Source organism: uncultured Brevundimonas sp. (assembly GCF_963975535.1).
Lineage (GTDB): Bacteria > Pseudomonadota > Alphaproteobacteria > Caulobacterales > Caulobacteraceae > Brevundimonas.
This window is the reverse complement of sequence record NZ_CAXBHE010000003.1, coordinates 252008-276812: the sequence shown is the minus strand read 5'-3', so window position 1 is coordinate 276812 and position 24805 is coordinate 252008. Positions and strand designations below refer to the sequence as shown.

Annotated in this window: 20 protein-coding genes; 16 read left to right on the top strand and 4 right to left on the bottom strand. The window is 70.4% G+C overall.

Features of this window, described 5'->3' with window-relative positions:
- Positions 1–10: 10 nt before the first annotated feature.
- From AACZ75_RS05525 to AACZ75_RS05465, 13 genes are all read left to right on the top strand, one after another.
- Complete coding sequence (locus tag AACZ75_RS05525; protein ID WP_339871733.1) at positions 11–1366, top strand: hypothetical protein; 1356 nt, start codon at positions 11–13, stop codon at positions 1364–1366.
- Between the two features lie 79 nt (positions 1367–1445).
- Positions 1446–2276 (top strand): c-type cytochrome biogenesis protein CcmI, encoded by an 831-nt coding sequence (gene ccmI / locus AACZ75_RS05520; protein WP_339871732.1) that lies wholly within the window; start codon positions 1446–1448, stop codon positions 2274–2276.
- Between the two features lie 70 nt (positions 2277–2346).
- A complete protein-coding gene (gene ccmE, locus AACZ75_RS05515; protein ID WP_339871731.1) occupies positions 2347–2817 on the top strand; it encodes a cytochrome c maturation protein CcmE in 471 nt (156 codons plus the stop codon).
- Positions 2814–4799 (top strand): heme lyase CcmF/NrfE family subunit, encoded by a 1986-nt coding sequence (locus tag AACZ75_RS05510; protein WP_339871730.1) that lies wholly within the window; start codon positions 2814–2816, stop codon positions 4797–4799. Before ccmE ends, AACZ75_RS05510 begins: the two co-directional genes overlap by 4 nt.
- On the top strand, positions 4796–5311 hold the full coding sequence (locus tag AACZ75_RS05505) for a cytochrome c-type biogenesis protein (protein ID WP_339871729.1): 516 nt from the start codon (positions 4796–4798) through the stop codon (positions 5309–5311). Before AACZ75_RS05510 ends, AACZ75_RS05505 begins: the two co-directional genes overlap by 4 nt.
- An 87-nt stretch (positions 5312–5398) precedes the next feature.
- On the top strand, positions 5399–6949 hold the full coding sequence (locus AACZ75_RS05500; protein ID WP_339871728.1) for a trypsin-like peptidase domain-containing protein: 1551 nt from the start codon (positions 5399–5401) through the stop codon (positions 6947–6949).
- A gap of 67 nt (positions 6950–7016) precedes the next feature.
- Entirely contained in the window at positions 7017–7688 is a 672-nt protein-coding gene (locus tag AACZ75_RS05495; protein ID WP_339871727.1) for a response regulator transcription factor, read from the top strand.
- A gap of 6 nt (positions 7689–7694) precedes the next feature.
- On the top strand, positions 7695–9152 hold the full coding sequence (locus AACZ75_RS05490) for a HAMP domain-containing sensor histidine kinase (protein WP_339871726.1): 1458 nt from the start codon (positions 7695–7697) through the stop codon (positions 9150–9152).
- On the top strand, positions 9149–12034 hold the full coding sequence (locus AACZ75_RS05485) for a bifunctional [glutamine synthetase] adenylyltransferase/[glutamine synthetase]-adenylyl-L-tyrosine phosphorylase (RefSeq protein WP_339871725.1): 2886 nt from the start codon (positions 9149–9151) through the stop codon (positions 12032–12034). Before AACZ75_RS05490 ends, AACZ75_RS05485 begins: the two co-directional genes overlap by 4 nt.
- A gap of 74 nt (positions 12035–12108) precedes the next feature.
- Positions 12109–12762, top strand: coding sequence for an EF-hand domain-containing protein (locus tag AACZ75_RS05480; protein WP_339871724.1), 654 nt, complete (start codon positions 12109–12111; stop codon positions 12760–12762).
- A 65-nt stretch (positions 12763–12827) separates the two neighbouring features.
- Entirely contained in the window at positions 12828–13409 is a 582-nt protein-coding gene (locus tag AACZ75_RS05475) for an RNA polymerase sigma factor (protein WP_339871723.1), read from the top strand.
- The gene (locus AACZ75_RS05470; protein WP_339871722.1) at positions 13409–13834 is read left to right on the top strand and encodes a hypothetical protein; all 426 of its coding nucleotides are present in this window, start codon (positions 13409–13411) and stop codon (positions 13832–13834) included. Before AACZ75_RS05475 ends, AACZ75_RS05470 begins: the two co-directional genes overlap by 1 nt.
- On the top strand, positions 13831–14346 hold the full coding sequence (locus AACZ75_RS05465; protein WP_339871721.1) for a periplasmic heavy metal sensor: 516 nt from the start codon (positions 13831–13833) through the stop codon (positions 14344–14346). Before AACZ75_RS05470 ends, AACZ75_RS05465 begins: the two co-directional genes overlap by 4 nt.
- Before the next feature lie 9 nt (positions 14347–14355).
- Here AACZ75_RS05465 and AACZ75_RS05460 read toward each other — a convergent pair whose 3' ends face one another.
- The 3 genes from AACZ75_RS05460 to AACZ75_RS05450 all read right to left on the bottom strand — a co-directional run bounded on the left by AACZ75_RS05460 (position 14356) and on the right by AACZ75_RS05450 (position 17950).
- A complete protein-coding gene (locus tag AACZ75_RS05460; RefSeq protein ID WP_339871720.1) occupies positions 14356–16797 on the bottom strand; it encodes an ATP-binding protein in 2442 nt (813 codons plus the stop codon).
- A gap of 82 nt (positions 16798–16879) precedes the next feature.
- The gene (locus tag AACZ75_RS05455) at positions 16880–17449 is read right to left on the bottom strand and encodes a hypothetical protein (RefSeq protein WP_339871719.1); all 570 of its coding nucleotides are present in this window, start codon (positions 17447–17449) and stop codon (positions 16880–16882) included.
- 90 nt (positions 17450–17539) lie between these two features.
- A complete protein-coding gene (locus tag AACZ75_RS05450) occupies positions 17540–17950 on the bottom strand; it encodes a CBS domain-containing protein (RefSeq protein ID WP_339871718.1) in 411 nt (136 codons plus the stop codon).
- Positions 17951–18060: 110 nt separating this feature from the next.
- Between AACZ75_RS05450 and AACZ75_RS05445 the strand changes: the two genes are divergently transcribed.
- The 3 genes from AACZ75_RS05445 to AACZ75_RS05435 all read left to right on the top strand — a co-directional run bounded on the left by AACZ75_RS05445 (position 18061) and on the right by AACZ75_RS05435 (position 22861).
- On the top strand, positions 18061–19566 hold the full coding sequence (locus AACZ75_RS05445) for an aldehyde dehydrogenase family protein (protein WP_339871716.1): 1506 nt from the start codon (positions 18061–18063) through the stop codon (positions 19564–19566).
- A 110-nt stretch (positions 19567–19676) separates the two neighbouring features.
- Entirely contained in the window at positions 19677–21803 is a 2127-nt protein-coding gene (locus AACZ75_RS05440; RefSeq protein ID WP_339871715.1) for a TonB-dependent receptor, read from the top strand.
- 2 nt (positions 21804–21805) lie between these two features.
- Entirely contained in the window at positions 21806–22861 is a 1056-nt protein-coding gene (locus AACZ75_RS05435; RefSeq protein ID WP_339871714.1) for a PepSY-associated TM helix domain-containing protein, read from the top strand.
- Here the strand turns inward: AACZ75_RS05435 and AACZ75_RS05430 are convergent.
- Positions 22858–24672 (bottom strand): von Willebrand factor type A domain-containing protein, encoded by a 1815-nt coding sequence (locus tag AACZ75_RS05430; protein WP_339871712.1) that lies wholly within the window; start codon positions 24670–24672, stop codon positions 22858–22860. The genes AACZ75_RS05435 and AACZ75_RS05430 overlap by 4 nt on opposite strands.
- Positions 24673–24805: the final 133 nt, after the last annotated feature.

Here is a 24805-nt window from a genome sequence, read left to right as displayed (position 1 = left end):
GGAATTCGGCATGGCCGCACCGGCGTCCATCAATCGGATTATGGCCCCGCTGCTGGGGCGGTGCGCTGACGCCATGCTCCAGCAGTTGCAGAAGGCTGTCTCGGGCATGCCGGGCGAGCGCGCCCGTCAGCTGGAAATCCTGCTGGTCGAGGAGGTGGTCGACCGCCAGCGACGGTCCGTCGTGCTGGGGCCGATCCTGCCGATGTTCCGACCCCGATCCGACGGCGTCGAGGGGGTGGTCTTCCCGGCCGCAGTCCTGCCGCTGCTGTGGAAGGCGGCCAGCGCCCGGGAACCGGCCCTGTTGCCACGTCTGGACAAGACCGGTCCTCACGCCATCCGGGTGGCCGACCGGATTTGCCTGGCCGCCGCCGCCGTGGTGCGCGACCAGCCCGCCGCGGTCTGGCCGGAAAACCTGTCGTCGCCCGAGGACCGAACCCGGGGGCTGACGGACCTGGCGGCCAGTCTCGACCTGATTCACCTGGCCCGGAAGGGCCTGCCGTCGCTCGACACCTGGCTGAAACGGCCGGACGGTGACCAGGTGGCGGAGCTTCGCCTGATGATTCGCGACAGCGCGGAAATTGTCGCGGACGGGGCGCAGCGGGTCCTTGAAATCCTGTTCTCCCATCTCGACGACTCGGTCCTCATCCTGCGAATTCTGACCCAGGCCTCGGGTTCTGCCGGACGGGAATCGTTTCTCAGCGCTTCGGAACTGGCCGGATTCGTCGACCGGCTGATCGCCGGGGTGATCCAGAGGGTCGAGCGGGTCGGTGCCCATAAATCGGGTGCCGGTCCGATCGAGCCCGTGATCGACGATGTCGCCTGGTGTTCGGCGGTTCTCGCCGAGCTGGAGGCGACCCTGCAGCTTCAGCCCGACAGCGCGTGGGGCCGGTCGGCGCGGCACGCCCGGGTGGCGATCTCGAAACGACTCTGCACCCTGCTGCGGACCAGCGAGAAGCTGCTGGACCAGGCCCTGCCGCTGGTGCGGGTACGTATCGCCGGCGGCATGAGCCGTGAAATCCCGGATCTCGAGGCCCCGTCCAGGGGCGAAAACATCGACGCCGCCCGCGACCTGTTGCGCCTGGTCGGTGCCGTTCGCGGCCCCGCCGGGGTGTTCGGGTGTGAGTCCGAGCGCAAGCAGGTCGTGGAAATCCTGTCGCAGAAGCTGAGCTGCTACGCCGAGGAGGCGATCGGCACGGTGAATGCCGGCGAGATCCCCGATCCCCGTCACGCGCTGGAACTGGTCAGTGTTTCCGCCGACTTCCTGACCCTGATCGATGAGGAAGAGGCCGCCCGCACCGTCCGGCGGCGTGTGGCCGTCGCCACCCGTCCCCGGCGCAGCGCCGCCCCCGGCAAGGCGGTCGCCTGACCGGCTGCGACCTTGTCACCCGGCCAATGTCGGGTGAAACACTTTCCCTCGTGCCCCCCGGTCTCTAGACCATCCGCCCATGACGGTATTCTGGATCCTGACCGGACTGCTCACGGCGCTCGCCGGTCTTCTCGTGCTGGGCGGTGCCCGCCGCGGGGTCGGCGGCGAGTCCACGGGCATGGCCGAACTGGCCCGGCGCGAACTGGACGAGCTGGACCGGCTCAAGGCGCGCGGTCTGCTCGGAGCCGAGGCCTGGGTGACGGCGCGGGCCGAGGCCGGGCGGCGCTGGCTGGCCGGGCGGCCCGAGACGGTGTCCGTGGCGTCCCGGACCGCGGATCCCCGCTGGGTTCTGGCGGGACTGGCCCTGGCCGGCAGCTGCGCCCTCGGCCTGTATGTGCTGACGGGCGCGCCGGGCCAGACGGACCAGCCGTTTCAACGGCGGGTTGACGCCTGGGCCGGCAATCTGGAGTCGCTGGAAGCGCCGCAGCTGGCGGCCGTGGTGGCCCGGGTGGTGCGCGACAATCCTGATGACCATCAGGCCCTGGTCATGCTGGGCGCGGCCCGGTTCGAGGCGGGTGATCCCATCGGCGCGGCCTCGGCCTTCCGGCGGGCGCTGGCGCTGCAACCTGACGACGCCCAGAGCTGGGCGCGCCTGGGCGAAAGTCTGGTTCGGGCCCAGGAAGGCACCGTCGGCGGCGACGCCGAGGCCGCCTTCCGCGAGGCGCTGAAGCGTGATCCCGGACAGCTGGGTGCCCGCTATTTCCTGGGCGAGGCGGCGCTGGCCCGGGATGACCACCAGGCCGTGCGGATGCTGTGGGGGCCGCTGATCGCCGCGCTGGATCCCGCCGATCCGCGTCGCCTTGACCTGGAACGCCGTCTGCCGCCGGCCGATGCCGGAGCGGTCCGATGACGCGTTGGAGCCGGTCGGACCGGAGGCTATACGTCAGCCGCTGTCACCTCCGCCACGGGCCTTTCACACCATGAGCTGGCTTCCCAGATCCCCCAAGGCGCGGCGTCGTCTCTGGGTCGTCGCGGCTGTCGCGCCGATCCTCGCCCTGGCCGTCGGCCTGTCGCTGTGGGCGATGCGGGACTCGGTGACCTTCTTCTTCTCGCCGTCCGAGGCGACCCCCGAAACGGCCCCGGCCGGGCGGGTGGTGCGTCTGGGCGGGCTGGTGGTCATCGACAGCGTCCGCCATGAGCCGGACGGAACCGTCGTCTTCGTGGTCACCGACAATGCCGCCGACACCCGGGTGACCTATCGCGGCAATCTTCCGGACCTGTTCCGTGAGGGGCAGGGCATCGTGGCCCAGGGGGCGTTCGCGCCCGATCGCAGCTTCCGCGCGACCCAGGTGCTGGCCAAGCATGACGAGACCTATATGCCGCGCGAGGTCGCCGACAGCCTGAAGGCCAAGGGCGAATGGCGTCCCGGGGCCGGAGCCACCCCGCAATGATCGTTGAATTCGGGGCCTTCGCCCTGATCCTTGCCCTCTGCCTTGCCGCCTTGCAGACCGGTCTGTCGATCGCCGGACGCATCCGGCGCAGTCCGGTGCTGGCCGGGGCGGCCCAGGGCGCGGCCCTGGCCAGCGCGGGGGCCGTCGCCGTGGCGTTCGCGGTGCTGATCCACGCCTTTGTCGTCAGCGACTTCTCGGTCGCCAACGTCGCGGCCAACAGCCACACCGACAAGCCGATGCTCTACAAGGTCGCCGCCGCCTGGGGCAGCCATGAGAGTTCGCTGGTCCTGTGGTGTCTGGTGATGACCGGGTTCGGCGGGGCCCTGGCCCGGGCCCGGGGCCTGCCGTTCGGGCTGAAGACCTCGGCGGTCGGGGTGCAGGGGGCCCTGGGCAGTCTGTTCCTGGCCTTCGCCGTCTTCACCTCCAATCCCTTCGCGCGTCTGGATCCGGCTCCGATCCAGGGCGCGTCCCTGAATCCGCTGCTGCAGGATCCGGCGCTCGCCTTCCACCCGCCGCTGCTCTACGCGGGCTATGTCGGGTTTTCGGTCTGTTTCTCGCTGGCGGTCGCGGCCCTGATCGAGGGGCGGGCACAGGCCAGTTTCTGGCCCGCCTGGGGCCGCTGGGTGCGGCCGTGGGCCCTGGCCAGCTGGGGCCTGCTGACGGTCGGCATCACCCTCGGGGCCTTCTGGGCCTATTACGAGCTGGGCTGGGGCGGCTGGTGGTTCTGGGACCCGGTCGAGAATGCGTCCTTCATGCCGTGGCTGGCGGGCACGGCCCTGCTGCATTCCGCGGTGGTGACCGAGCGGCGCGGGGCCCTGGCCGGATGGACGGTGTTCCTGGCCCTGCTGGCCTTCACCTTCTCGATGCTGGGGGCCTTCCTCGTGCGCTCCGGCGTCCTGACCAGCGTTCACGCGTTTGCGGTCGATCCCGAGCGGGGGATGATGCTGCTGGCCATTCTGGGTCTGACGGCAGGGCTGGCCTTTGCCCTGTTCGCCTGGCGGGCCCCGCAGCTGAAGGGCGGCGGCCTGTTCGCCCCGATCAGCCGTGAAGGGGCGTTGGTCCTCAACAACCTGTTCCTGACCGCGGCGGCGGTCACGGTCCTGCTGGGGACCCTGTATCCGCTGATCCTCGAGGCGGCGACCGGGGCGACGATCTCGGTGGGACCGCCCTGGTTCGCCATCACCTTCACTCCGCTGATGGTCATCGCCTTCCTGATCCTGCCGGCCGGGCCGATGCTGGCGTGGAAGCGCGGTGATGCCCGGGGCGCGCTGCAGCGTCTGGCCCTGGCGGCGGGGCTGGCCCTGCTGGCCGGACTGGCCGGCTGGGCCGCGTTCGAGCCGCGCAAGGCGCTGGCCGCCGCCGGTCTGGGCCTCGGGGTCTGGCTGATTCTGGGGGCGCTGGCCGAGGTGGCGGACCGGATCCGCCTGTTCCGGGCCCCGCCGGCCGAGGTGGGCCGTCGCGCGCGGGGTCTGCCGCTCGGGGCCTGGGGCATGACCCTGGCCCATGCCGGTCTGGGGGTCTTCGTCATGGGGGCCGTGGTCGAGACCGGCTACCGGATCGAGGCCGCGGCCGTCGTGGCCATCGGCGGCGAGGTCGAGGCCGGGCCGTGGCGCGTGCGCCTGAATGCGGTCGAGGTGGTCGAGGGCCCCAACTATCTGGCCGAGCAGGGCCGGTTGACCGTGATGCGCCCCGACGGGGCCGCCGCCCGGGCGATCGTGGCCGAACGGCGCTTCTTTCCGGCCGGCGGACAGACCACGACCGAGGTCGGGCTGGATTTCCGCGGGCTGGACGACGTCTATGTGGTGATGGGCGAGCGCCGGGCCACGCCCGCCGGGGAACCGGCTTGGACCGTCCGGGTCTGGTGGAACCCGTGGGCGCGGTTGATCTTCCTCGGACCGGCGATCATGGCGCTGGGCGCCCTGCTGTCGCTGCTGGACCGGCGTCTGCGCGTGGGCATCGGCACCCGGAGCAAGGCCTCGTGAGGCGCGCCCTGCTAATCTCCCTGGCCGCGGTGGGCCTGATGGCCGCCGAACCGGCGGCGGCCCCTGACCGGCCGCTGCCCGATGCCCGGCAGGAGGCGCGGGCCCGGGCCCTGTTCGTCGATATCCGCTGCGTCGTCTGTCAGCATGAGTCGATCGCCGACAGCCCGGCGGGCATCGCCGGGGACATGCGCCGGCTGGTGCGTGAGGAAATCGCCGAAGGGCGCAGCGACGCCGCCATTCGCGAGGACCTGGTGCGACGCTACGGCGATTTCGTCCTGTTCCGGCCCCCGGTACGGCCCGCAACCTGGCTGCTGTGGTTCGGACCCCTGGCCCTGGTGGTGCTGGCCGGGATCGGGCTGATGCTCGCGGGGCGACGGCGACCGCCCGAGGTAACCGCCCTGTCCGCCGAGGAAGAGCGGCGTCTGACCGAACTGATGCAGGAACAGGCCGTTCGCCCTGATCCTGACGCATCTTCGCCCAATGACCGGCACGGGGACGGGTCAACCATCTAGGTTTGGTGGTTTGGTTACAGGCCAGTCCGTCCTATATTTGCTGATGAACGGGTGCGCGGCACCCGCCTGAGAGGATCCACGCCCGACATGATGAAGCGTAAGGAGTTCATTCTGGGGGCCGCCGTCGGCCTGACCTTTGCCGCCGTCGCCACGGCGGGTGGTGTCATCCAGTGGCCGGGGGCTCATGCCGAACCGGCCCGGGCCGCCGGTCAGCTGGTGCCGTCGGCCGGTGCCGCGGGTCTGGCCTTCGCGCCGCCGCAGGGGGCACCGCTCAGCTTTGCCGACATCTTCCAGCAGGTCGCCCCGGCGGTCGTGCAGATCGACGTGAAGACGCGCATCCCGCGCGCGCGTCGCGGGACCGTCACCATTCCCGGCTTTGGTGACCTGCCTCTTCCCGGTGTCCCGCGCGGCGGTCAGGGACCGGACACCGAGGACGAGGGCGCGACGGCCATGGGGGCCGGATCAGGCTTCCTGATCTCGGCCGACGGCTTCATCGTCACCAACAACCACGTGATCGAGAACGCCGAGGAAATCACGGTCAAGCTGAGCGACGGCCGTGAACTGCCGGCCCGGCTGATCGGTCGTGACGAGGATACCGACCTGGCCGTGATCAAGGTCGCGGGCGGGGACCTGCCGTTCGTCAGTTTCGAGGAACAGGCCGAACCGCGCGTCGGCGACTGGGTGGTCGCCATCGGCAATCCGTTCGGCCTGGGCGGTACGGCCACCGCCGGGATCGTCTCGGCCAAGTCGCGTGACATCGGGGGGGGCGATAATCCCTATACCGACTTCCTGCAGATCGACGCCGCCATCAATCGCGGCAATTCCGGCGGCCCGACCTTCGACATTTACGGACGCGTCATCGGGGTGAATTCGGCCATCTTCTCGCCCACCGGTGGATCGGTCGGCATCGGCTTCGCCATTCCGGCGTCGCTGGCCAAGCCGATCACCGACCGGTTGATGCGCGGCGAGACGATCGAGCGCGGCTATCTGGGTGTGCAGATCGGCGACCTGGATCCGTGGCGCGAATCGCTGGGTCTCCCCGACAACGCCCGCGGGGCCTTCGTCAACGACGTCACCCCGGGCGGACCGGCGGACCGGTTCGGCCTCAAGGCGGGCGACATCATCGTCGGCCTGAACGGCACGCCGGTCGTCAGCTCCAGCGACCTGACCCGCCGGGTCGGGCGGGCCAAGGCCGGCGACACGCTGCGCATCGAGATCCTCCGCAATGACCGCCGCCAGACCTTGAATGTCCGGTCGGGCACGCGCCCGTCCCTGTCGGAGCTGCGGGCGGGCACCGGTCCGGTCGAGCCTGACGCGCCGCCTGCGGCCGCGACCCCCAGCGGTCAGGTGGTGGCCGGTCTCAACCTGGCTCCGATGAGCCCGGCCCTGCGCCAGCGCTACAGTATTCCGGAGGCGGTGGACGGTGTCGTGGTGACCGGCGTGGCGGCGGGCGGAGACCGCCGGTTCGAGCCGGGCTTCGTCATCATGCGGGCCGGGACCGCACCGGTCCGGACGGTCGCGGATGTACAGGCCGCAGTGGCTGCGTCGCGGCAGGCGGGCCGGGATAATGTGTTCCTGCTGATCCGGACGCCGCAGAACAATGTTCCGGTCGCTCTTGAGCTTCCGAAAGCTGACTAAGCCTTAACTGACGGGATCGCCGCCGATGCGCTAACATCGGCGGCGAATCTGAATTCGGGGGCATTGAATGCGTATTCTGGTGGTTGAAGACGACGCGGAGGCGGCCACGGCGATGGTGCGTGGCCTGACCGAGGCCGGCAATGACGTGGTCCATGCGGTGGACGGGGCCTTCGGCCTGCTGGAAGCCCAGAAGGGCGGCTATGACGTCTATGTCGTCGACCGGATGATGCCGCGCCTCGACGGCATCGGCATGGTCGAGACCCTGCGCAAGGACGGCGACCAGACGCCGGTGCTGTTCCTGTCGGCCATGGGCGAGGTCGAGGACCGCGTCGTCGGGCTGAAAGCCGGCGGCGATGACTATCTGGTCAAGCCCTATGCCTTTGCCGAACTGATCGCCCGGGTCGACGCCCTGTCGCGTCGCCGCGAGACCGGCGGGGTCCAGACCGTGCTCAAGGTCGGCGACCTGGAGATGAACCTGATCGCCCGCACCGTGCATCGCGGCGAGACCGAGATCGACCTGCAGCCGCGCGAGTTCCAGCTGCTGGAATTCCTGATGCGTCACGCCGGTCAGTCGGTGACCCGCACCATGTTGCTGGAGAAGGTCTGGGAATATCATTTCGACCCCCAGACCAATGTCATCGACGTCCACATCAGCCGGCTGCGCGCCAAGATCGACAAGGGCTTCGACCATGCGATGCTGCAGACCGTGCGGGGCGCGGGTTACCGGCTGGAGCCCTAGGGCTGCATGCGTCTGCCTTCGCTTTTCCGGCGGACGCCGTTCCGGCTGACGCTGCTGTTCCTGGCCCTGTTCGCCGCGGCAGCCAGTGCGGTGCTGGCCTATGTGTATTTTGCCTCGGCCTCGGAGGCGCGGGCGCGGGCCGAGGCCGATGTGCGGGCCGAGACCTCGGTGCTGACGGCCCTGTACCGGACCCGCGGCGTCGATGTGCTGAACCAGGCCCTGGTCGAGCGGGTCACCAAACGCAGCCCCTATCTGTACCTGCTGATGCGGGCCGACGGCAGCAAGATCACCGGCGACCTCAGCGTCACCGAACGTACGCCGGCGGGCACCACCAACGCGCAGCCGACCAATGTCTCGCCGATCGAGAACTATCGCGGCGGCGAACAGTGGGCGACCTTCCGCTTCACCGACACCGACGCCGCGGGCAATGTCGTGCGCAACCAGGCCCTGGGCGTCCAGGTGACCCTGTCAGGCGGCGAGATGCTGCTGGTCGCCCAGGACCTGGGCGACACCGAGCGCTATCTGTCACGCCTGACCCAGGCCCTGTGGGCGGCCATGGGGATGGTGCTGTTGCTGGGGGCCGGCGGCGGTCTGATCCTGAGCCGCAACGTCGAACAGGCCATGGGCCGGCTGAACCGGGTGGTCACGGCGGTGCAGGAGGGTGACCTCAAGGCCCGGGTCGAGGTGCGCCGCAGCGGCGACGAACTGGACGAACTGGGAGCCGGGCTCAACGCCATGCTGGACCGGCTGCAGGCCTCGATGGCCTCGATCCGTCACGCCGGGGATGCGATCGCCCATGACCTGCGCTCGCCGCTGACCCGGATGCGGGCCAAGCTGGAGGTCGCCCTGATCGACGCCGAGGCGGGCAAGATCGACGGGGTCGACGCGTTGCAGCTGTCGCTGGGCGAGGCGGACGAATTGTTGAAGACCTTCAACACCGTGCTGGCCATCGCCCGGCTGCAGGCGGCGGCCGGACGCACGCCGGATCCGGAGAAGTTCGACGCCGGGTCGCTGGCCGCCGACATGGCCGAACTCTACGAGCCCGCCGCCGAGGACAAGGGGCTGGAGTTTTCGGCCGAGATTGAATCCGGGCTGATGATCGAGGCCAACCGGCCGTTCCTGGCCCAGGCCCTGGCCAATGTCATCGACAACGCCATCAAATACACTCCGGCCGGCGGCGCGGTGATGCTGCGCGCGCGCCGGCGCTCGTCGGGGGATATCGAATTCTCCATCACCGACACCGGGCCGGGCGTGCCCGCCGCCGATCGTGACCGGGTGGTCGAGCGGTTCGTGCGTCTCGACAACAGTCGGACCGAGCCGGGCTCGGGTCTGGGGCTGTCGCTGGTGGCGGCGGTGCTCGAGGCCCACGGCGGCCGGGTGCAGCTGGACGAGGGGCCGGGTGAATACGGCGGCTTCGGTCCGGGCCTGCGCGTGGCCTTGATCCTGCCGGCAGCGGCACCGTGACCGGCCCGCTGGGACCGCGGCTGAAGCCCTGCGGTCCGGTTCGGGATGCGGAGGCGGCGGCGCGGACCCATCAACGGCTGGCCGAAGCCGCCGCCGCGGACGGCTGGAGTGAGCGGCTGGAGACGGCCTGGCCGGCGCTGGCCCCGGTGTTTGCGGCGTCTCCGTATCTGCGCGGACTGGCCCGACGCTGGCCGGACCGGTTGCGCACGATCCTCGAGTCCGATCCGGCCGCGCGCCTGGCGGCCATTCTCGCGGACACGGCGGCGCTGGACGGTCCCCCGGAGGCGTTGAAGGCCCCGCTGCGCCGGCTGAAGGCCGAGTTGCACCTGCTGACGGCCCTGGCGGACGTCGGCGGAGCCTGGGATCTGGATCAGGTGACCGGTGCCGTCTCGCGCTTCGCCGATGCCGCCGCACAGGCGGCCCTGGCCGCGGTGGCGTTCGAACAGCGCGCGGCGGGCAAATTGCTCGCTGCGGCAGATGATCCACGCGGTCCGGTGCCCGGCCTGTTCGGCCTGGCCATGGGCAAGCACGGGGCGTTCGAGCTCAACTATTCCAGCGATATCGACCTGTCACTGTTCTACGAGCCGGAGGCGCTGGAGGCGGCCCTGGCCCCGGGCGTCGAGGCCCAGAGGTTCGTCAATCGCGCAGCCCAGACCCTGGCCGGCCTGCTGTCGGAACGGACCGCGGACGGCTATGTGTTCCGGGTCGATCTGAGACTGCGGCCCGATCCGTCCTCGACCCCGCCGGTGGTCGCCGCGCCGATGGCCCTGGCCTACTATGAATCCGTCGGCCAGAACTGGGAGCGGGCGGCCTTCATCAAGGCCCGGGCCGTTCTGGGCGATCCCGTCGCGGCGGCCGATTTCCTGCAGGCCCTGACGCCGTTCGTCTGGCGGCGCAGCCTCGACTTCCCGGCCATCCTCGATATCCAGTCGATCAAGCGCCAGATCCACGTGCACAAGACCGGGGACGGGCTGGCGGCGGCCGGGGCCAATCTGAAGCTGGGGCGGGGCGGCATCCGCGAGATCGAGTTCTTTGCCCAGACCCAGCAGTTGATCCTGGGCGGACGCGACGCCGCCCTGCGCGCGCCGCGCACCGTCGACGCCCTGAAGGTCCTGGGTGAAACCGGGCACATCGCCCCCGATGTCGCGGCCGAGCTGAGCGCTTCCTATGTCGCGCTGCGGGGTCTGGAGCATCGCGTGCAGATGCTGGAGGACGAGCAGACCCACAGCCTGCCGGCGGACGAGGCCGGACGCGCGGCCGTGGCCGCCCTTGCCGGCGAGGATGACCTGGCCCGTTTCGATGCCGGTGTGGAGCGACTGCTGCTGGGGGTCAACCGGCGCTACGGCGAGTTGTTCGAGGGCGGGGAAGACCTGTCGTCGCCCTACGGCAGTCTGGTTTTCACCGGGATCGAGAACGATCCCGGCACGCTGGAGACCCTGGGCCGCATGGGCTTCAGTGAGCCGGCCATGGTGGCCGACACGATCCGCAGCTGGCACCATGGACGGATCCCCGCCACGCGCAGCGCCCGGGGGCGTGAGCTGTTCACCCGTCTGGCCCCGCAGCTGCTGACCGCCGTGGCGCGCACCGGGGCGGCGGACGCCGCCTTCCGGCGCTTCGCCGTGTTTTTTTCGGGCCTGAGCGCCGGCGTCCAGGTCCAGGCCCTGTTTCTGGCCCAGCCCAGGCTGTTCGACATGGTGCTGGGCGTGCTGGCTTTCGCCCCCCGACTGGCCCGGACCCTGGGCCGGTATCCGGCGGCGCTGGACAGTATTCTGGACGCCCGGTTCCTGCGGGATCTCGACGCCGAGTCGGGGCTGATGGGACAGCTGGTTGCCGAGGTCGCGGAGGCCGAGGACTTTGAGGCGGCGATGAATGTGGTGCGCCGGGTGCATCGCGAGCAGATGTTCCGCATCGGTGTCCAGACCCTGACCGGGCGGGCCGGGGCGGCCGCCGCCGGGCGCGCCTATACCGCCCTGGCCGACGGGGCGATGCAGGCCCTGGGACCGGTGGCCCTGGCCGAGGCAGTGCGAATGGGCGGGACGATGGCGGGCGGCGTGGCCGTGGTGGCCATGGGCAAGGCCGGGTCGCGTGAGATGACCGCGGCGTCGGACCTGGACCTGATCACGGTCTATGAATCGCCGCCCGAGGCGGTCTCGACGGGCCGGGGCTGGAGCCCCGAGGTCTTCTATTCGCGCTTCACCCAACGGCTGATCGCCGCCCTGTCGTCGCACACCGCCGAGGGTGGGCTGTATGAGGTCGACATGCGGTTGCGGCCGGGCGGATCCAAGGGGCCGGTTTCGGTCCGGCTGGGGACACTGGCGGACTACTATGCCCGGCATGCGGACACCTGGGAGTTCATGACCCTGACCCGGGCGCGAGTGGTCTGGGCCAGTGACGCGGCCTTCGCTGCACAGGTGACGACCGCGATCGAGGCGGTCTTGCGACGCCCCCGTCCTGACGCGGATGTGGCCGGGGATATCCGGCGGATGCGCGACCGGATGGAGCAGGGCCGGCCGGCGCACGGCGTGTGGGACCTGAAGCTGGTGCGCGGCGGACAGGTGGACGCCGAATTCGTCGCCCAGTACCGCCAGCTGGTTCGCGCGGCGACCGGAGGAGCCCTGACCGTATCGACGCTGGAAGCGCTGGCCGATGACCCCGAGATGGCGGAAGCCTGGCGCATGCAGCAACGCCTGGCCCAGGTGATCAGCTGTGCCTTCGCCGAGCGGCCGGATCCGGAGACCGAGCCGGAAGGCTTCCGGCAGCGCCTGGCCGAGGCGGCTGCGGAACCGGATTTTGAAACCCTGAAACGCCGTCTGGCCGAGGTCCGGGCGGCGGCGCGGGCGGCCTTTGAGACGGTTCTTCCGCCTTCCGGCGACGGAACCTGAGCCGTGCCGCGTTAGAGACTTCAGACGGGGAAAACTGCGACCGCCAGTTCCGCGGTCTCTGGAGACTGATCGTTATGAAGAAGACCCTCATGCTGAGCGGCCTGGCCGCTCTCACACTCGCCGCCGGTGGTGGTGTGGCCCTGGCACAGCAGGCCCCGGCCGCTGCGCCGCAACGCCACGTTCGCGCCGATACCAATGCCGATGGCCGCATCAGCCAGGCCGAATTCGTGCAACAGCGCATCCAGCGCCTGACCGCCAGCGATACCAACCGCGACGGCACGGTGACGCTCGAGGAACGCCGGGCGGCGATGCAGGCCCGGCGCGCCGAACGGCACGCCACCCGCTTTACCGCCCTGGATGCTGACGGCAACGGGGCCATCAGCCGCAGCGAGTTTGACGCTGCCCATGCGGCCCGCGCCGAAGGCGGTCGCGATGGTGCCCGCGGCGACCGCAGTCGGGGTCATCGCGGCGGCCGGCATGCCAACCGCGGAGGCGACATGGCCCGGCAGGGCGGGCATCACGGGGCCGCTCGGGGTCCGGTGGTGATCGCCGAGGCGCAGGCCCGGGCCGCCGAAGCCTTTGCCCGACTCGACACCGACAGCGACGGCTATATTTCGGCCGACGAGGGCCGGGCCGGACGGCAGCTGATGCGCGAGCAGCGGCGTGAACGGATGGGCGAGCGGCGTGCGAACAGACAGGCGTCGCCTGCGCCGTCCGCTTCGGAGTAGGATGATGTCGGGGAAGGCGGTCATCGACCTGTCGGCCCTTTCGGTCAGCAACGAAAGAGGCCGGATTGGCAGGTATCGCCGACCCCGACGAGGATCTGGTGCGCCGTGTGGGTCAGGGCGACCCCGCGGCCATCCAGGCGATGGTGGCCCGCAAGCTGCCGCGCATGCTGGCGCTGGCGCAGCGCATGCTGGGCGACCCGGTCGAGGCCGAGGACGTGGCCCAGGAGGCGATGGTCAGGGCCTGGCGGCAGGCCCCGCGCTGGACGCCTGGCAAGGCCAAGTTCGACACCTGGCTGCACCGGGTGGCGCTCAACCTCTGCTACGACCGGCTGAGGCGGCGACGCGAGATTCCGACCGGGACCCTGCCGGACCGTCCCGACGAGTCGGCCGCCCCGGACCGGGGGCTGATGGCTGCGGATGTCGGCCTGCGGGTCGACGCCGCCCTCGCCCGACTGCCCGAGCGGCAGCGCGAGGCGGTCGTGCTGTGTCACTATCAGGAATTGACCAATATCGAGGCCGCGGCCCTGATGACGGTCAGTGTGGACGCGCTGGAAAGCCTGCTCGCGCGCGGGCGACGGGCGCTGCGACAGGCGCTGGCCGACCTGGCACCCGAGGGTGTCCGGGACCGGATTGAGGGAGGACGATGATGACCCTGGACCGTTTGACTGTCCTGGCCGACGCCTGGGGCGGAGACCTGCGGCGCTGGCCGGAGGCTGACCGGCCGGCGGCGGAGCGGCTGCTGGCGACCGACCCGGCCGCCCGCGCCGTGCTGGATGCGGCGATGGCGTTTGATGCCCTGCTGTCGAGCTCGCCCCAGCCCCGGGCCTCGGCCGCCCTGCGTGACCGGGTGATCGCCGCGGCCACCGGGGCGGGTCTCAGGCCGCGTCCGGCCCGGCGGTTCTGGTTCGACCGGCTGGTGCTGGCGTCGGGGGCCGGCTGGGCGGCGGCGGCCTGTGCCGGTGTCATCGCGGGCCTGGGCCTGACCACCCATATGACGGCCGACGTCCAGGCGGATGCGGTCCTGTACCAGGCGACCCTGGCCGGGGTCGATGACACGGAGGTTCTGGGGTGAGCCCGAAAACACTGAAGATTGCCCTGGCCGCCTCGGTGGCCCTGAACCTGTTCGCGGTCGCGGCCGGTGTCACCGTCATGGTGGGCCAGGCCCGGATCGAGAAGCGGGTCGAGTCCCAGCACCGGGGGCCCCGGGTCCCGTTCAGGGTCATGCTCGAATCGATGGACCCGGACGTCCGTGACCGGGTCCGTCAGGAGCTGCGCGCGACGGCCATGGCCTCGCGCCCCGATTTCGACGAGGCCCGGACGGCCCGACGGGCGGCCATAGCGGCCGCCGCGGCAGAGTCGTTCGACGCTGCCGAGGTGGCAAGGCTGCTGGAACAGTCCCGCGCCGCGGAGCTGCGGGGCCGAACCCGGCTCGAGGCGGGGGCCGTGACCGTGCTGGGCACGCTGGAGATCGATGACCGGCGGGCCCTTTCAGTCATCCTGGCACGCAACGGCGGGCGCGGCGGGCGGCATGGTGGTGGTCGCGAGCGTCGGCCTGATGCCCCGGCGACACCGGTCGCCCCCTGAGGCTGACGATCAGGCCGCGCGGGCCTGTCGGGCCTGATGGTCTTCCGGGCGTTCGATCGGCAGGGCGAAGCTGACGGTGGTGCCCTTGCCCGGCTCGCTCTCGATCAGCAGTTCGCCGCGGTGCAATTCGATCAGGGACTTGGTCAGGGCCAGGCCGAGACCGGTGCCCTGGGTCGTCTTGGAATGCTGCCCCTCGACCTGTTCGAACGGGCGGGCCAGACGGGCCACGTCCTCGGGGGCGATGCCGATGCCGGTGTCGGTCACGGCGATGCGGATGTGGCTGTCCTCGCGGCGCAGGGCCACGGTGATGTCGCCGCCCTCCGGGGTGAATTTGACGGCATTGGAAATGAGGTTGAGCAGCACCTGTTTCAGCCCGCGGTGGTCGGCATCGATCTCGGGCAGGTCGGGCGCGTCGAGATGGACGGTCAGGCCGCACTCCTGGACCTTGCCGCGCATCAGCCGGATGGCGTCCTCGCAGATCTCCTTCAGCGCCACCTTTTCATAATGCAGGGTCAGCTTGCCGGCCTCGATCTTGGCCATGTCGAGAATGTCGTTGATCAGGCTGAGCAGGTGCTGGCCGGATTTGAGGATGTCGCTGGCATAGCCCTTGTAGCGCGGGTCGCCCAGCGGGCCGAACATCTCGGCCTCCATGATCTCCGAGAAGCCGTTGATGGCGTTCAGCGGCGTGCGCAGCTCGTGGCTCATATTGGCCAGGAACTCGGACTTGGCCAGGTTGGCGGCCTCGGCCCGGGTCATGGCGACCTCGTATTTGCGCGCCAGCTGCGACAGTTTTTCCTGGCTGGTCTCCAGCTGGTCGACGGTGGCCTGGAGGTCGTCTGCGGCCTTCTTGCGTTCGGCCTCCTGGCGCTTGATCGCGGTGATGTCGGCGGCGGTGACCACCGAACCGCCCTCGGAGGTGAAACGCTCCGAGAGCTGAAGCCAGCGCCCGTCATGCAATTCGACCTCCCGGGCCCCGGCCTGGCCGCCGGGCGCGGGATGGTCGCCCCTGATGGCGAGGGCGGCGATGCGGTTGAGATCGTCCTTCAGGGCCCCGCGACGGATCACATTGGCCTCGAAGCCGAAGGCGTCCTGGAAGGCCTGGTTCCACAGGATCAGCCGGTTCTGCCTGTCGAACAGGACGAAGGCGTCCGAGACGCTTTCGATCCCGTCGCGCAGCCGGCTTTCGGCCGCCTGGGCCTGGGCCTTGGCGCGGCGGGCCTCGGTGATGTCGAGCGCGACGCCGAGAATGCTGGCGAAGCCCGATTCGCCGCGCGCCCCGCGCGACTGGCCGCGCGCATCGATCCAGCGCGCGCGGCCCTGTTCATCGGCAACCGGGAAGGTGACCTCAAAGGTTCCGAAGGTGGCGGCCTGGCGCAGGGCGTGGTCGACGGCCTCGCGGTAGCGGGGGTGGATCCGCTCGCGCACCGCCTCGGCGGGAACGGGGCCGGCCCCCTCGAATCCCAGCAGCACAGCCATGAAGTCCGACAGATTGACCTCGTCCTCCTCCAGGTCCCACTCCCAGACGCCGCAACGCGCCCCCTCGACGGCGACGCGAAAGCGCCGTTCCGAGGCGGCCCATTCACGGCTGGCCCGTGCCTGTCGCCGTTGCATCCTCAGAACCAGTCCGAGCACGACCACACCCAGGACCAGGGGGACGATCAGGATCCAGGCCTCGTCGAGGAGGATATAGGCTCCGATGTCGACGGGCGTGGAGGCGGCGGCGATCAGGCCGGTGTCGCCGACCGGTGCCGCCGCGCGGATCACGCTGCCGCCCGCGAGGCCGACCGGAACGACCTGGCCGTCGGTGCGGATCGGTGCCGCGACCAGGCCGAGCCGATCGGTGCCGACGGCGGCGTCCGGTTCGCCGGCGACCAGGACCGTGACCGGGTCGGCCAGCAACCACAGATCGACCCCCATCCGGCTGGCCATCGCCGGCAGGGGCACCCGTCCGACGACGGCTGAGCTGTTCGGCCCGGGAGTCTGGATCAGCAGGGACCGGCCGTCCGCGGACAGCCGTGGCGTGTCGGACTCGTCGGTTGTCGTGCTGAAGGCGGCGGAGTCCGCGCCTGTGGCGGCGAGGACGCGACCGTCGATGTCGATGACGGCAAAGGCCGTGTCGGGCGCGATGGCGCGCGCCTGCTCAACGGCGTCCACGGGCCGGTCCGGCCAAAGGTCGAGAGCCTGTGCGGCGGACTCGATCCCGGCGCGCGCGGGACCCAGCCGGGCCTCCAGATCATAGGCCAGCAGGCGGGCCTCATGGGACACGGCCTGGGTGCGGAGGGTGTCGACTTCCTGGCCGGGGCGGGCGATCTCGCGGGCGAACAACAGGACATAGGCGGCCACGGCCAGGGTCAGGGACAGGATCAGAACGCGGATCCACGCCGGCGCGCTGTCGCGTCCGTCAGAGGCCCGTCGCCCCTGGTTGGTTATGCGGCGCTCATTGCCCCGCAAGGCGCTCTCCCGGACGATTCGACGACGAAGGCCCGAATCTAGGCTGCGTCGCGGATTCGTGTCGAGCCTTGGTTAACGCCCGTCAGGCCGCTTGCGACGTCGCCGTCTCGTTTAGCTGGGGAGAGGTCAGGGTATCGGTCACCGACTTGAGCAGGTCGCGGGCCGTCTGGGCCAGGTTCCGGGACTCCGGCGGGGCGTCCTCGGGGGACTCGTCGACGGCGGCCACGAGCCGTTCGGCCAGGGCCATCAGGGCCGGGGCGGCGGCGATCAGGCGCGCCTGGTACTCGATACGTCGGGGGTCGCGGTCATACTCGGCCCCGGGCACGCGCCAGCCGCCCCAGTCGGCGGAGTCGGTGACCACGACCGGATAGGTTCCGGGGTGGGGATGGTGCAGGCATTCGTCGGCCTGCTGCCACTTGTTGCGCGCGCGCAACAGCCGCCAGTGTTCGTCGGCCTGGCCGACGGCCGCGTCCTCGACCGGCAGCATCAGTTCATGCCCGAGGAATTCGCGACCGAGACCGACGTCATAGGTGACCCGGACCGGTTCCTCGAAGCCCTTGGCCCAGACCGGCTGCACCTGCTCGACCTGTGCCCATGCGCCGACACATTCGACCCAGACCTTCTGGCCCTTCTGGAACTGTGCGCGTGCCATGACGTCTCCCTATCTCAGCGCGCCACTATCCGCGATCGCGATGAACAGGGGGTTCCGCCGTGTGGTAAATTACCGGTGAAAGCCCGTGCCCTACTGGCGCGAGATTTCCTCCAGCGCCTCGCCGGCGTACTTTTCCTTGACCCGGGTCGACAGGTCGCCCAGCGACACCACACCGGCGATGCGACCGTCATTGTCGACGACCGGAAGCCGGCGAATCTGCTTCGAACCCATGGCCTCCAGCACGGACCTGGCATCCTCGTCCTCGCGCACGGTTTGCGGATCGCGGCTGATGAATTCGCGAACCGGGGCGGTCGCGGCCGCGCCGGTGGCGATGGCCCGGACCGTCATGTCACGGTCGGTGATGGTCCCGATCAGCTGGTCGCCGTCGACGACCGGCATGAAGCCGAAATCCCCGGCCGCCATGCGTGAGGATACGGACTGGAGGCTGTCGTCGGGACGGGCGATCTGAACGTCACGGCTCATAAGGTCGCGGATTTTCATCGGGGGCTCCTGAATTGGGTTCACCGACAAAACCCCCTGGCCCGGCACGGGTTCCGCTTTCGTCCGTCCGCCGGGGGCGTTAAGCGGGACGGCAAAGACGGAGTATCCTCATGACCACCACCGCCAATGCCGCCAAGACCATCCTGACCCGGTTGGGCGTCCCGTCGTCCGTCTGGGACGGCACCCTGACGGTGCAGTCGCCCATAGACGGCCTCGCGGCCGGGGCTGTGGTCGAGGCGGATCAGGCGGCGGTCGAGGCGGCGCTGGTGCGTGCCGGTCAGGCCTTCGACGCCTGGAAGCGGGTGCCGGCCCCGCGCCGTGGCGAACTGGTGCGGCTGCTGGGCGAGGAACTGCGGGCGGCCAAGGATGACCTGGGCATGCTGGTCACCCTGGAGGCCGGCAAGGTGGTGTCCGAGGGACTGGGCGAGGTCCAGGAGATGATCGACATCTGCGAATTCGCCGTCGGCCTGTCGCGTCAGCTGTACGGCCTGACCATGCCGTCCGAGCGGCCCGGCCACCACATGCGCGAGACCTGGCAGCCGATGGGGCCGGTGGTGGTGATCACCGCCTTCAACTTCCCGGTCGCGGTCTGGGCCTGGAACTCCGCCCTGGCGCTGGTGTGCGGCGACCCGGTGATCTGGAAGCCGTCGGAGAAGACGCCGCTGACGGCGCTCGGTGTCCAGGCCGTGTTCGCGCGGGCCGTGGCGCGCTTCGGGGATGAGGCGCCCGAAGGTCTGGCCCAGTTGCTGGTCGGTGATCGCAGCATCGGCGAGGCGCTGGCCCGGGATCCGCGCGTCGCCCTCGTGTCCGCCACCGGCTCGACCCGGATGGGCAAGGCCGTGGCCCGGACCGTGGCCGGGCGCCTCGGCCGGTCGCTGCTGGAGCTGGGCGGCAACAATGCGATGATCCTGACGGCCAGCGCCGACCTGGAGCTGGCGGTGCGGGCCATCGCCTTTTCGGCGGTCGGCACCTGTGGCCAGCGCTGCACCAGCCTGCGCCGGTTGCTGGTGCACGAGGATGTCGCCGACGCTCTGCTGACCCGTCTGGCCAGGGCCTATGACACCCTGCCGGTCGGCGACCCACGCGACGACGGCATCCTGGTCGGGCCGATGATCGACGCGGCGGCGGTCCAGGGCTTTGAATCGGCCCTGTCCCGGGCCGTGGAACAGGGCGGCGAGCTCCTGGCCGGCGGTACCCGCGTCGACCGCGACGGCCACTATGTGCGTCCGGCCATCGTGCGCATGCCCGCCCAGACGGACATCGTGCGGCACGAGACCTTCGCCCCGATCCTGTACGTCATGACCTGGCGGGACTTCGACGACGCCATCGCCATGCAGAACGACGTGCCCCAGGGCCTGTCCAGCTGCGTCTTCACCGACAGCGTCCGTGAGGCCGAGCAATTCCTGTCGGCCTGGGGTTCGGATTGCGGCATCGCCAACGTCAACATCGGTCCTTCCGGGGCCGAGATCGGCGGGGCCTTCGGCGGCGAGAAGGAGACCGGCGGCGGCCGTGAGAGCGGCTCGGACGCCTGGAAGGCCTATATGCGCCGCCAGACCCAGACGGTGAATTTCTCCAGCGAATTGCCGCTGGCCCAGGGGGTCAAATTCGAGGTCTGACAGCGATCGCGGATCGGCGGTTCCGCATTGCGAATGATAATGCGATTGACTCGCAATGTACGGTCTGCTGAAAGCGGGGTCTTGTTTCACCGACCGATCGTGACCCCCCGATGTTCAGACGTTTCGCCTGCGCGACCAGCGCCCTGGCCCTGTGTTCCGCCGCTTCCGGCACCGCCCTGGCCCAGTCGGCACCGCAGATTACGGCGCTTGATGACGTCGTCGTCACCGCCGCCCGCACCGCCCTGCCGCGCTCGGCCCTGCCCGCGACCGTCGAGCTGATCGACCGGGCCGCGGTCGAGCAGCAGACGGCGCTGGGTGCATCGGCGGTCGAGACGGTGGCGGCCCTGGTCCCGTCCTTCTCGCCGACGCGGCAGAAGCTGTCCGGCTTCGGCGAAACCCTGCGCGGCCGCTCGCCGCTGTTCCTCGTCGACGGGGTGCCGCAATCGACCCCGCTGCGGGATGACAGCCGTGACGGCTTCACCATCGATCCCTTTTTCATCGACCGGGTCGAGGTCATCTTCGGCTCCAATGCCATCCAGGGCATCGGTGCCACCGGCGGGGTGATCAACTATGTGACCGCTGCCACGCCGCGCGAGGGCGCCGGGTTCAGTGGCCGGGTCCAGGCGCTGACCACCTTCGACGCCGACCGCTTCGGCGACAGTGCCGGCTACAAGGTCGCCGCCATCGGCGGGCAGGATTTCGGACAGCTCGATCTGACCGTGGGGGCCGCCTATGAGGCGCGCGGCGTCTACTACGACGGCGAGGGACGGCGGATCGGCTTCGACGGCACCCAGGGCGAACTGCAGGACAGCGTCAGCTGGTCGCTGTTCGCCAAGGGCGGAATCGACCTCGGCGCGAACCGCCGCCTCGAGGCGATGGTCAATCATTTCACCCTCGAGGGCGACGGCGACTATGTCACCGTGGCCGGCAACCGGATCACCGGCCTGCCGACCTCGGCGGTGCGCGGGACGCCGCCGGGACTGCCGCCCTCCAACACGGTCACTTCGGCCGTCCTGGCCTACAGGGATGCGGGTGTGTTCGGCGGAACCCTGCGGGCCCAGCTGTTCGCCCACGACTACGCCGGTGTGTTCGGTGGCGGCACCTTCGGTACCTTCCAGGATCCGGCGATCGCGCCGGTCGGGACGTTGTTCGACCAGTCGGGCAACAATTCGGAGAAGCTGGGATTCAAGATCGAGTGGGAGGGGCCGGTCGCGCCCGTCGCCGGTCTGCGGGCCCTGGTCGGGCTCGACGGCCTGCGCGACACCACCAACCAGGAACTGGTCCTGACCGGCCGCGACTGGGTGCCCCTGACCCGGTACGAGAGTCTCGCCCCCTTCCTGCAACTGAACCAGCCACTGGCCGACGGGCGGCTGCACCTGTCGGGCGGGCTGCGCTTCGAGAGCGTGACCCTGAGCGTCGACGACTTCCAGACCCTGTGGACCTACGGACCGCAGCAGGTGGCCGGCGGATCCCCCGGCTTCGAGGAACTTCTGGGTAACCTCGGCGCGACCTATCAGCTCACGCCCGGCCTGCTGGTCTACGGCTCCTGGGCCCAGGGCTTCAACATGGCGGATGTCGGCCGCGTGCTGCGCGGCATCAACACGCCGGGGCAGGACGTCGACACCTTCCTCGACATCGCCCCGGTGGTAACCGACAATTTCGAGGCCGGGCTGGAATACACCCGCGGCGGGTTCGACGCCTCGGCGGCGGTGTTCCGCTCAACCACCGACAAGGGCTCGCGGCTGGTGCTGGTCGGGGGCGTCTATGAGGTGGCGCGCGAGGCGACCGAGATCGAGGGGCTGGAGCTGACGGCCCGCTATACGATCAATCCCGACCTGCGCTTCGGCGGGGCCTATTCGCACCTCGAAGGCCGCAGCGACACCGACGGCGACGGGGCTCTGGACCAGGAGCTGGACGGGGCCAATATCTCGCCGGACCGGCTGCTGCTGTGGGGCGAGGTCGACCACGGTGACCTGTCCCTGCGGGTCCAGGCCCAGCAGCTGTTCGCCCGCGATTTCCAGGGCCAGGTCGCCGAGAACAGCTTTGAGGGCTACGGCCTGATCGACGCCATCGGCGTCTGGCACGCCGGGTTCGGCGACGTCAGCGTCGGGGTGCAGAACCTGCTCGGCGAACCGTATGTGACCTACTATTCCGACGTGCAGCGGCCGGGTGACAACCTGTCCTACTACGCCGGTCGCGGTCGCACGGTGACCGTCGGCCTGACCCGGCGGTTCTGATCATGATCGGGGTGCTGCGCACGGTCCACGCCTGGGCGGGAGCGATCCTGTCGCTGCTGCTTCTGGTGCTGGGCCTGACCGGCACCCTGCTGGTGTTCGAGGACGACTGGCTGCGCCTGACCGTGCCCGAGGCGCGGGCCGAGGTGCAGCCCACGGCCGCCCGGCTCGGGGCCGTGGCCGACCGGCTGGAGGCCGGGCACGGCGACCTGCGCTCCGTCAATTTCGCCGGGGCCGGGGTCGGTATCCAGCGCCTGTATAGGCACGACCACGGCTATGGTTATGCGGATGCGTCCGGGCGCACCCTGGTCACCTGGCACGGGTCGGCCCGACCCGAGGCCTTCGTGTTCGACCTGCATCATGAGCTGATGGCGGGCGAGATCGGTGAGGTCGTCGGCGGCATCGCCGCGCTGGCCGCCGTGCTGCTGGTGCTGACCGGACTGGTGGTCTGGGCCCCGGCCTGGCGGGCGACCCGGCTCAGGATCTGGCCGAAGTCCGGACGGCGCGCCGACATGGTCTCCAGCCATCGCAATCTCGGCCTGATCGCGGCCCTGCCGATCCTGGTCTTCGGCCTGACCGGGGCGGGGCTGGTGTTCTACGCCCAGTCGCAATCCCTGCTGGCCCCCGGCGCGCCACCGCCGCCCGAGGCCCCGGTTGTGGGAAGCGGAGACATCGACTGGCCGGCGGCCTTCGCCGAGGCCCAGGCCCGCTTTCCCACGGCGACGATCCGCATGGCCGGATGGCCGTCAGCCCCGGGCAAGCCGGCTTCGATCCGGATGAAACAGCCCGGCGAATGGCACCCGAACGGCCGCACCACACTCCTGATCGATCCCGCCACCAGCCGGGTGGTCCAGGTGACCGACGCCCAGCGCCTGCCCTCCGGCCTGCGCGCGACCCACGCCCTGTATCCGATCCACGCCGCCTCGGTCGGGGGCTGGCCCTGGCGCATCGTGACGGCGCTCAGCGGTCTGGCCCTGGCCGTGCTGGGCGGGATCGGGACGTGGTCCTTTCTGATCAAGCCGCGGCGCAAGCGGCGTGCGGCCAAAACCCGGACGACCTAGGGTCGGCTGCGCGCCGGCAGGGTCTCTGCCGCCCGCACCAGGCCGACGAACTCGGCCCGCTCGCCATAGGGATCGTCACCGCGCGCCCCCAGTGCCTGTTCGATGATCGCGTCCCAGCCGTAGTCGGGGTTCATCCACGGATCCCCGCGCAGTTTCTGGCCGAAGGCGGCGACGGCGATGGCCCAGCGCGTGCTTTCGGGCGGCTGGGCGCTGACCCGTCCTTCCGCGCCGGTGTTGGAGATGACGCGCTGGATCAGGCGGGACTCCGTGCCGCCGGGCAATTTGTAGCGCACCTGCACGAAGCCGACCTCGCCGTTCGGGTCGCCGCCGCCGACGCCGATCGACCGGTTGCCGTCGTAGCGCCGTTCGGGGATCTGGCTGGGCCCGCCGACCGGGGTGATCTCGTACAGGGCGGTGACCGCCGCCCCCGAGCCGACCTCGCCCGCGTCGACGCGGTCGTTGGCGAAATCCTCCTCGTTCAGCAGCCGCGTCTCATAGCCGATCAGCCGATACTCGCTGACCCGGGCCGGGTTGAACTCGACCTGGATCTTGACGTCGTCGGCGATCGGGAAGGCCCCCTGGTCGAAGCGCGGGCCGAACAGGCGACGGGCCTCGTTCAGGTCGTCGACATAGGCGGCGATGCCGTTGCCGGCCTGGGCGATGGCCTGCATCCGGGCGTCCTGGTAGTTGCCGCGCCCGAAGCCGTAGACCGACAGATAGATGCCGTCGGCGCGCCGGTCGGCGACATAGTCCTCGAGCCGCCTGTCGTCGGTGACGCCGACGTTGAAGTCGCCGTCGGTGAACATCAGGATGCGGTTGACCCGGTCGGCGGCGAAGCCGGCCCGGGCCTGGTCATAGGCATTGGTCATGCCGGTGGCCCCGGCGGTGCCGCCCGAGGCGAACAGGCTGGCCACGGCACAGCGCAGCTTCAGCTTCCGGTCGCCCGGCGTCGGGGCCAGGGTCGTGCCCGCCCCCTCGGCATAATAGGTGACGGCGACGGTGTCCTGGGGGCGGAGGCGGTCGATGACCAGGTTCATCGCCTTCTGCGCCAGGGCCAGCTTGTCAGGGCTGCCCATCGAGCCGGACACGTCGACGAGGAAGGTCAGGTTCAGCGGCCGGCGCGCGGCCTCGGACAGTTCATAGCCCTGCAGGCCGATATGGACGATCTGGCGGCCCGGGGCCCAGGGGGCGGCGGCGATGGTCGTGCGGATGGCGAACGGCGTCGAGGCCGAGGCCGGACGGGCGTAGCCATAGTCGAAATAGTTGACCAGTTCCTCGACCCGGACCGCGTCGCGGGGCGGGGCCACGCCGTCGTCGATGAAGCGCCGGACATTGGCATAGGCGGCGGTGTCGACGTCGATGGAGAAGGTCGAGACCGGGGCGTCGGCGACGCGCTGCACCGGATTGGGGGTGGCGTCCGGATAGCGTTCAGTGTCGAGCGGTCGGGACGGCAGGGTCGGGGCGGGCCGCATATGCCCGACCGTCGCGCCGGGCGCGATCCGGCTTGCGCTGACGACGATTTCGGCCGCGCTGCCCATGATTTGCGACGGCGGCGGCGGTGCCGGGGGGGGTGGCGGCGGCGGGGGCGGCGGTGCCGTCATGGCGGGTCCGGTGACCCCGTGCACCGGTCGGTCCGGCCCGCGGGTCGGCAGGGTGAAACCGAAGGCGGCACAGGCCGCCGCAGAGACGACACCGTCGCCCGGCTTGTCTGCGTTCGGCCCGGGGACCTGGGCGGCGACGGGCAGGGCGGGCACGGCGAGGCCGAGGCTGAGGGCGGCGGCAAGAACCGGCTTGAGCGGGCGGGGGGGCATGGGGTCACTCCTGCAGCGTTCGGCCCCATGAGACAGGGTTGGATCGGGCAAAACTGTGGCGCTTGCCCGGGTATCGGCGCGATCGGGCTGGCAGATCGGGGCGCGCCGCCCCACTATCGGGGCCGGCAGGGAA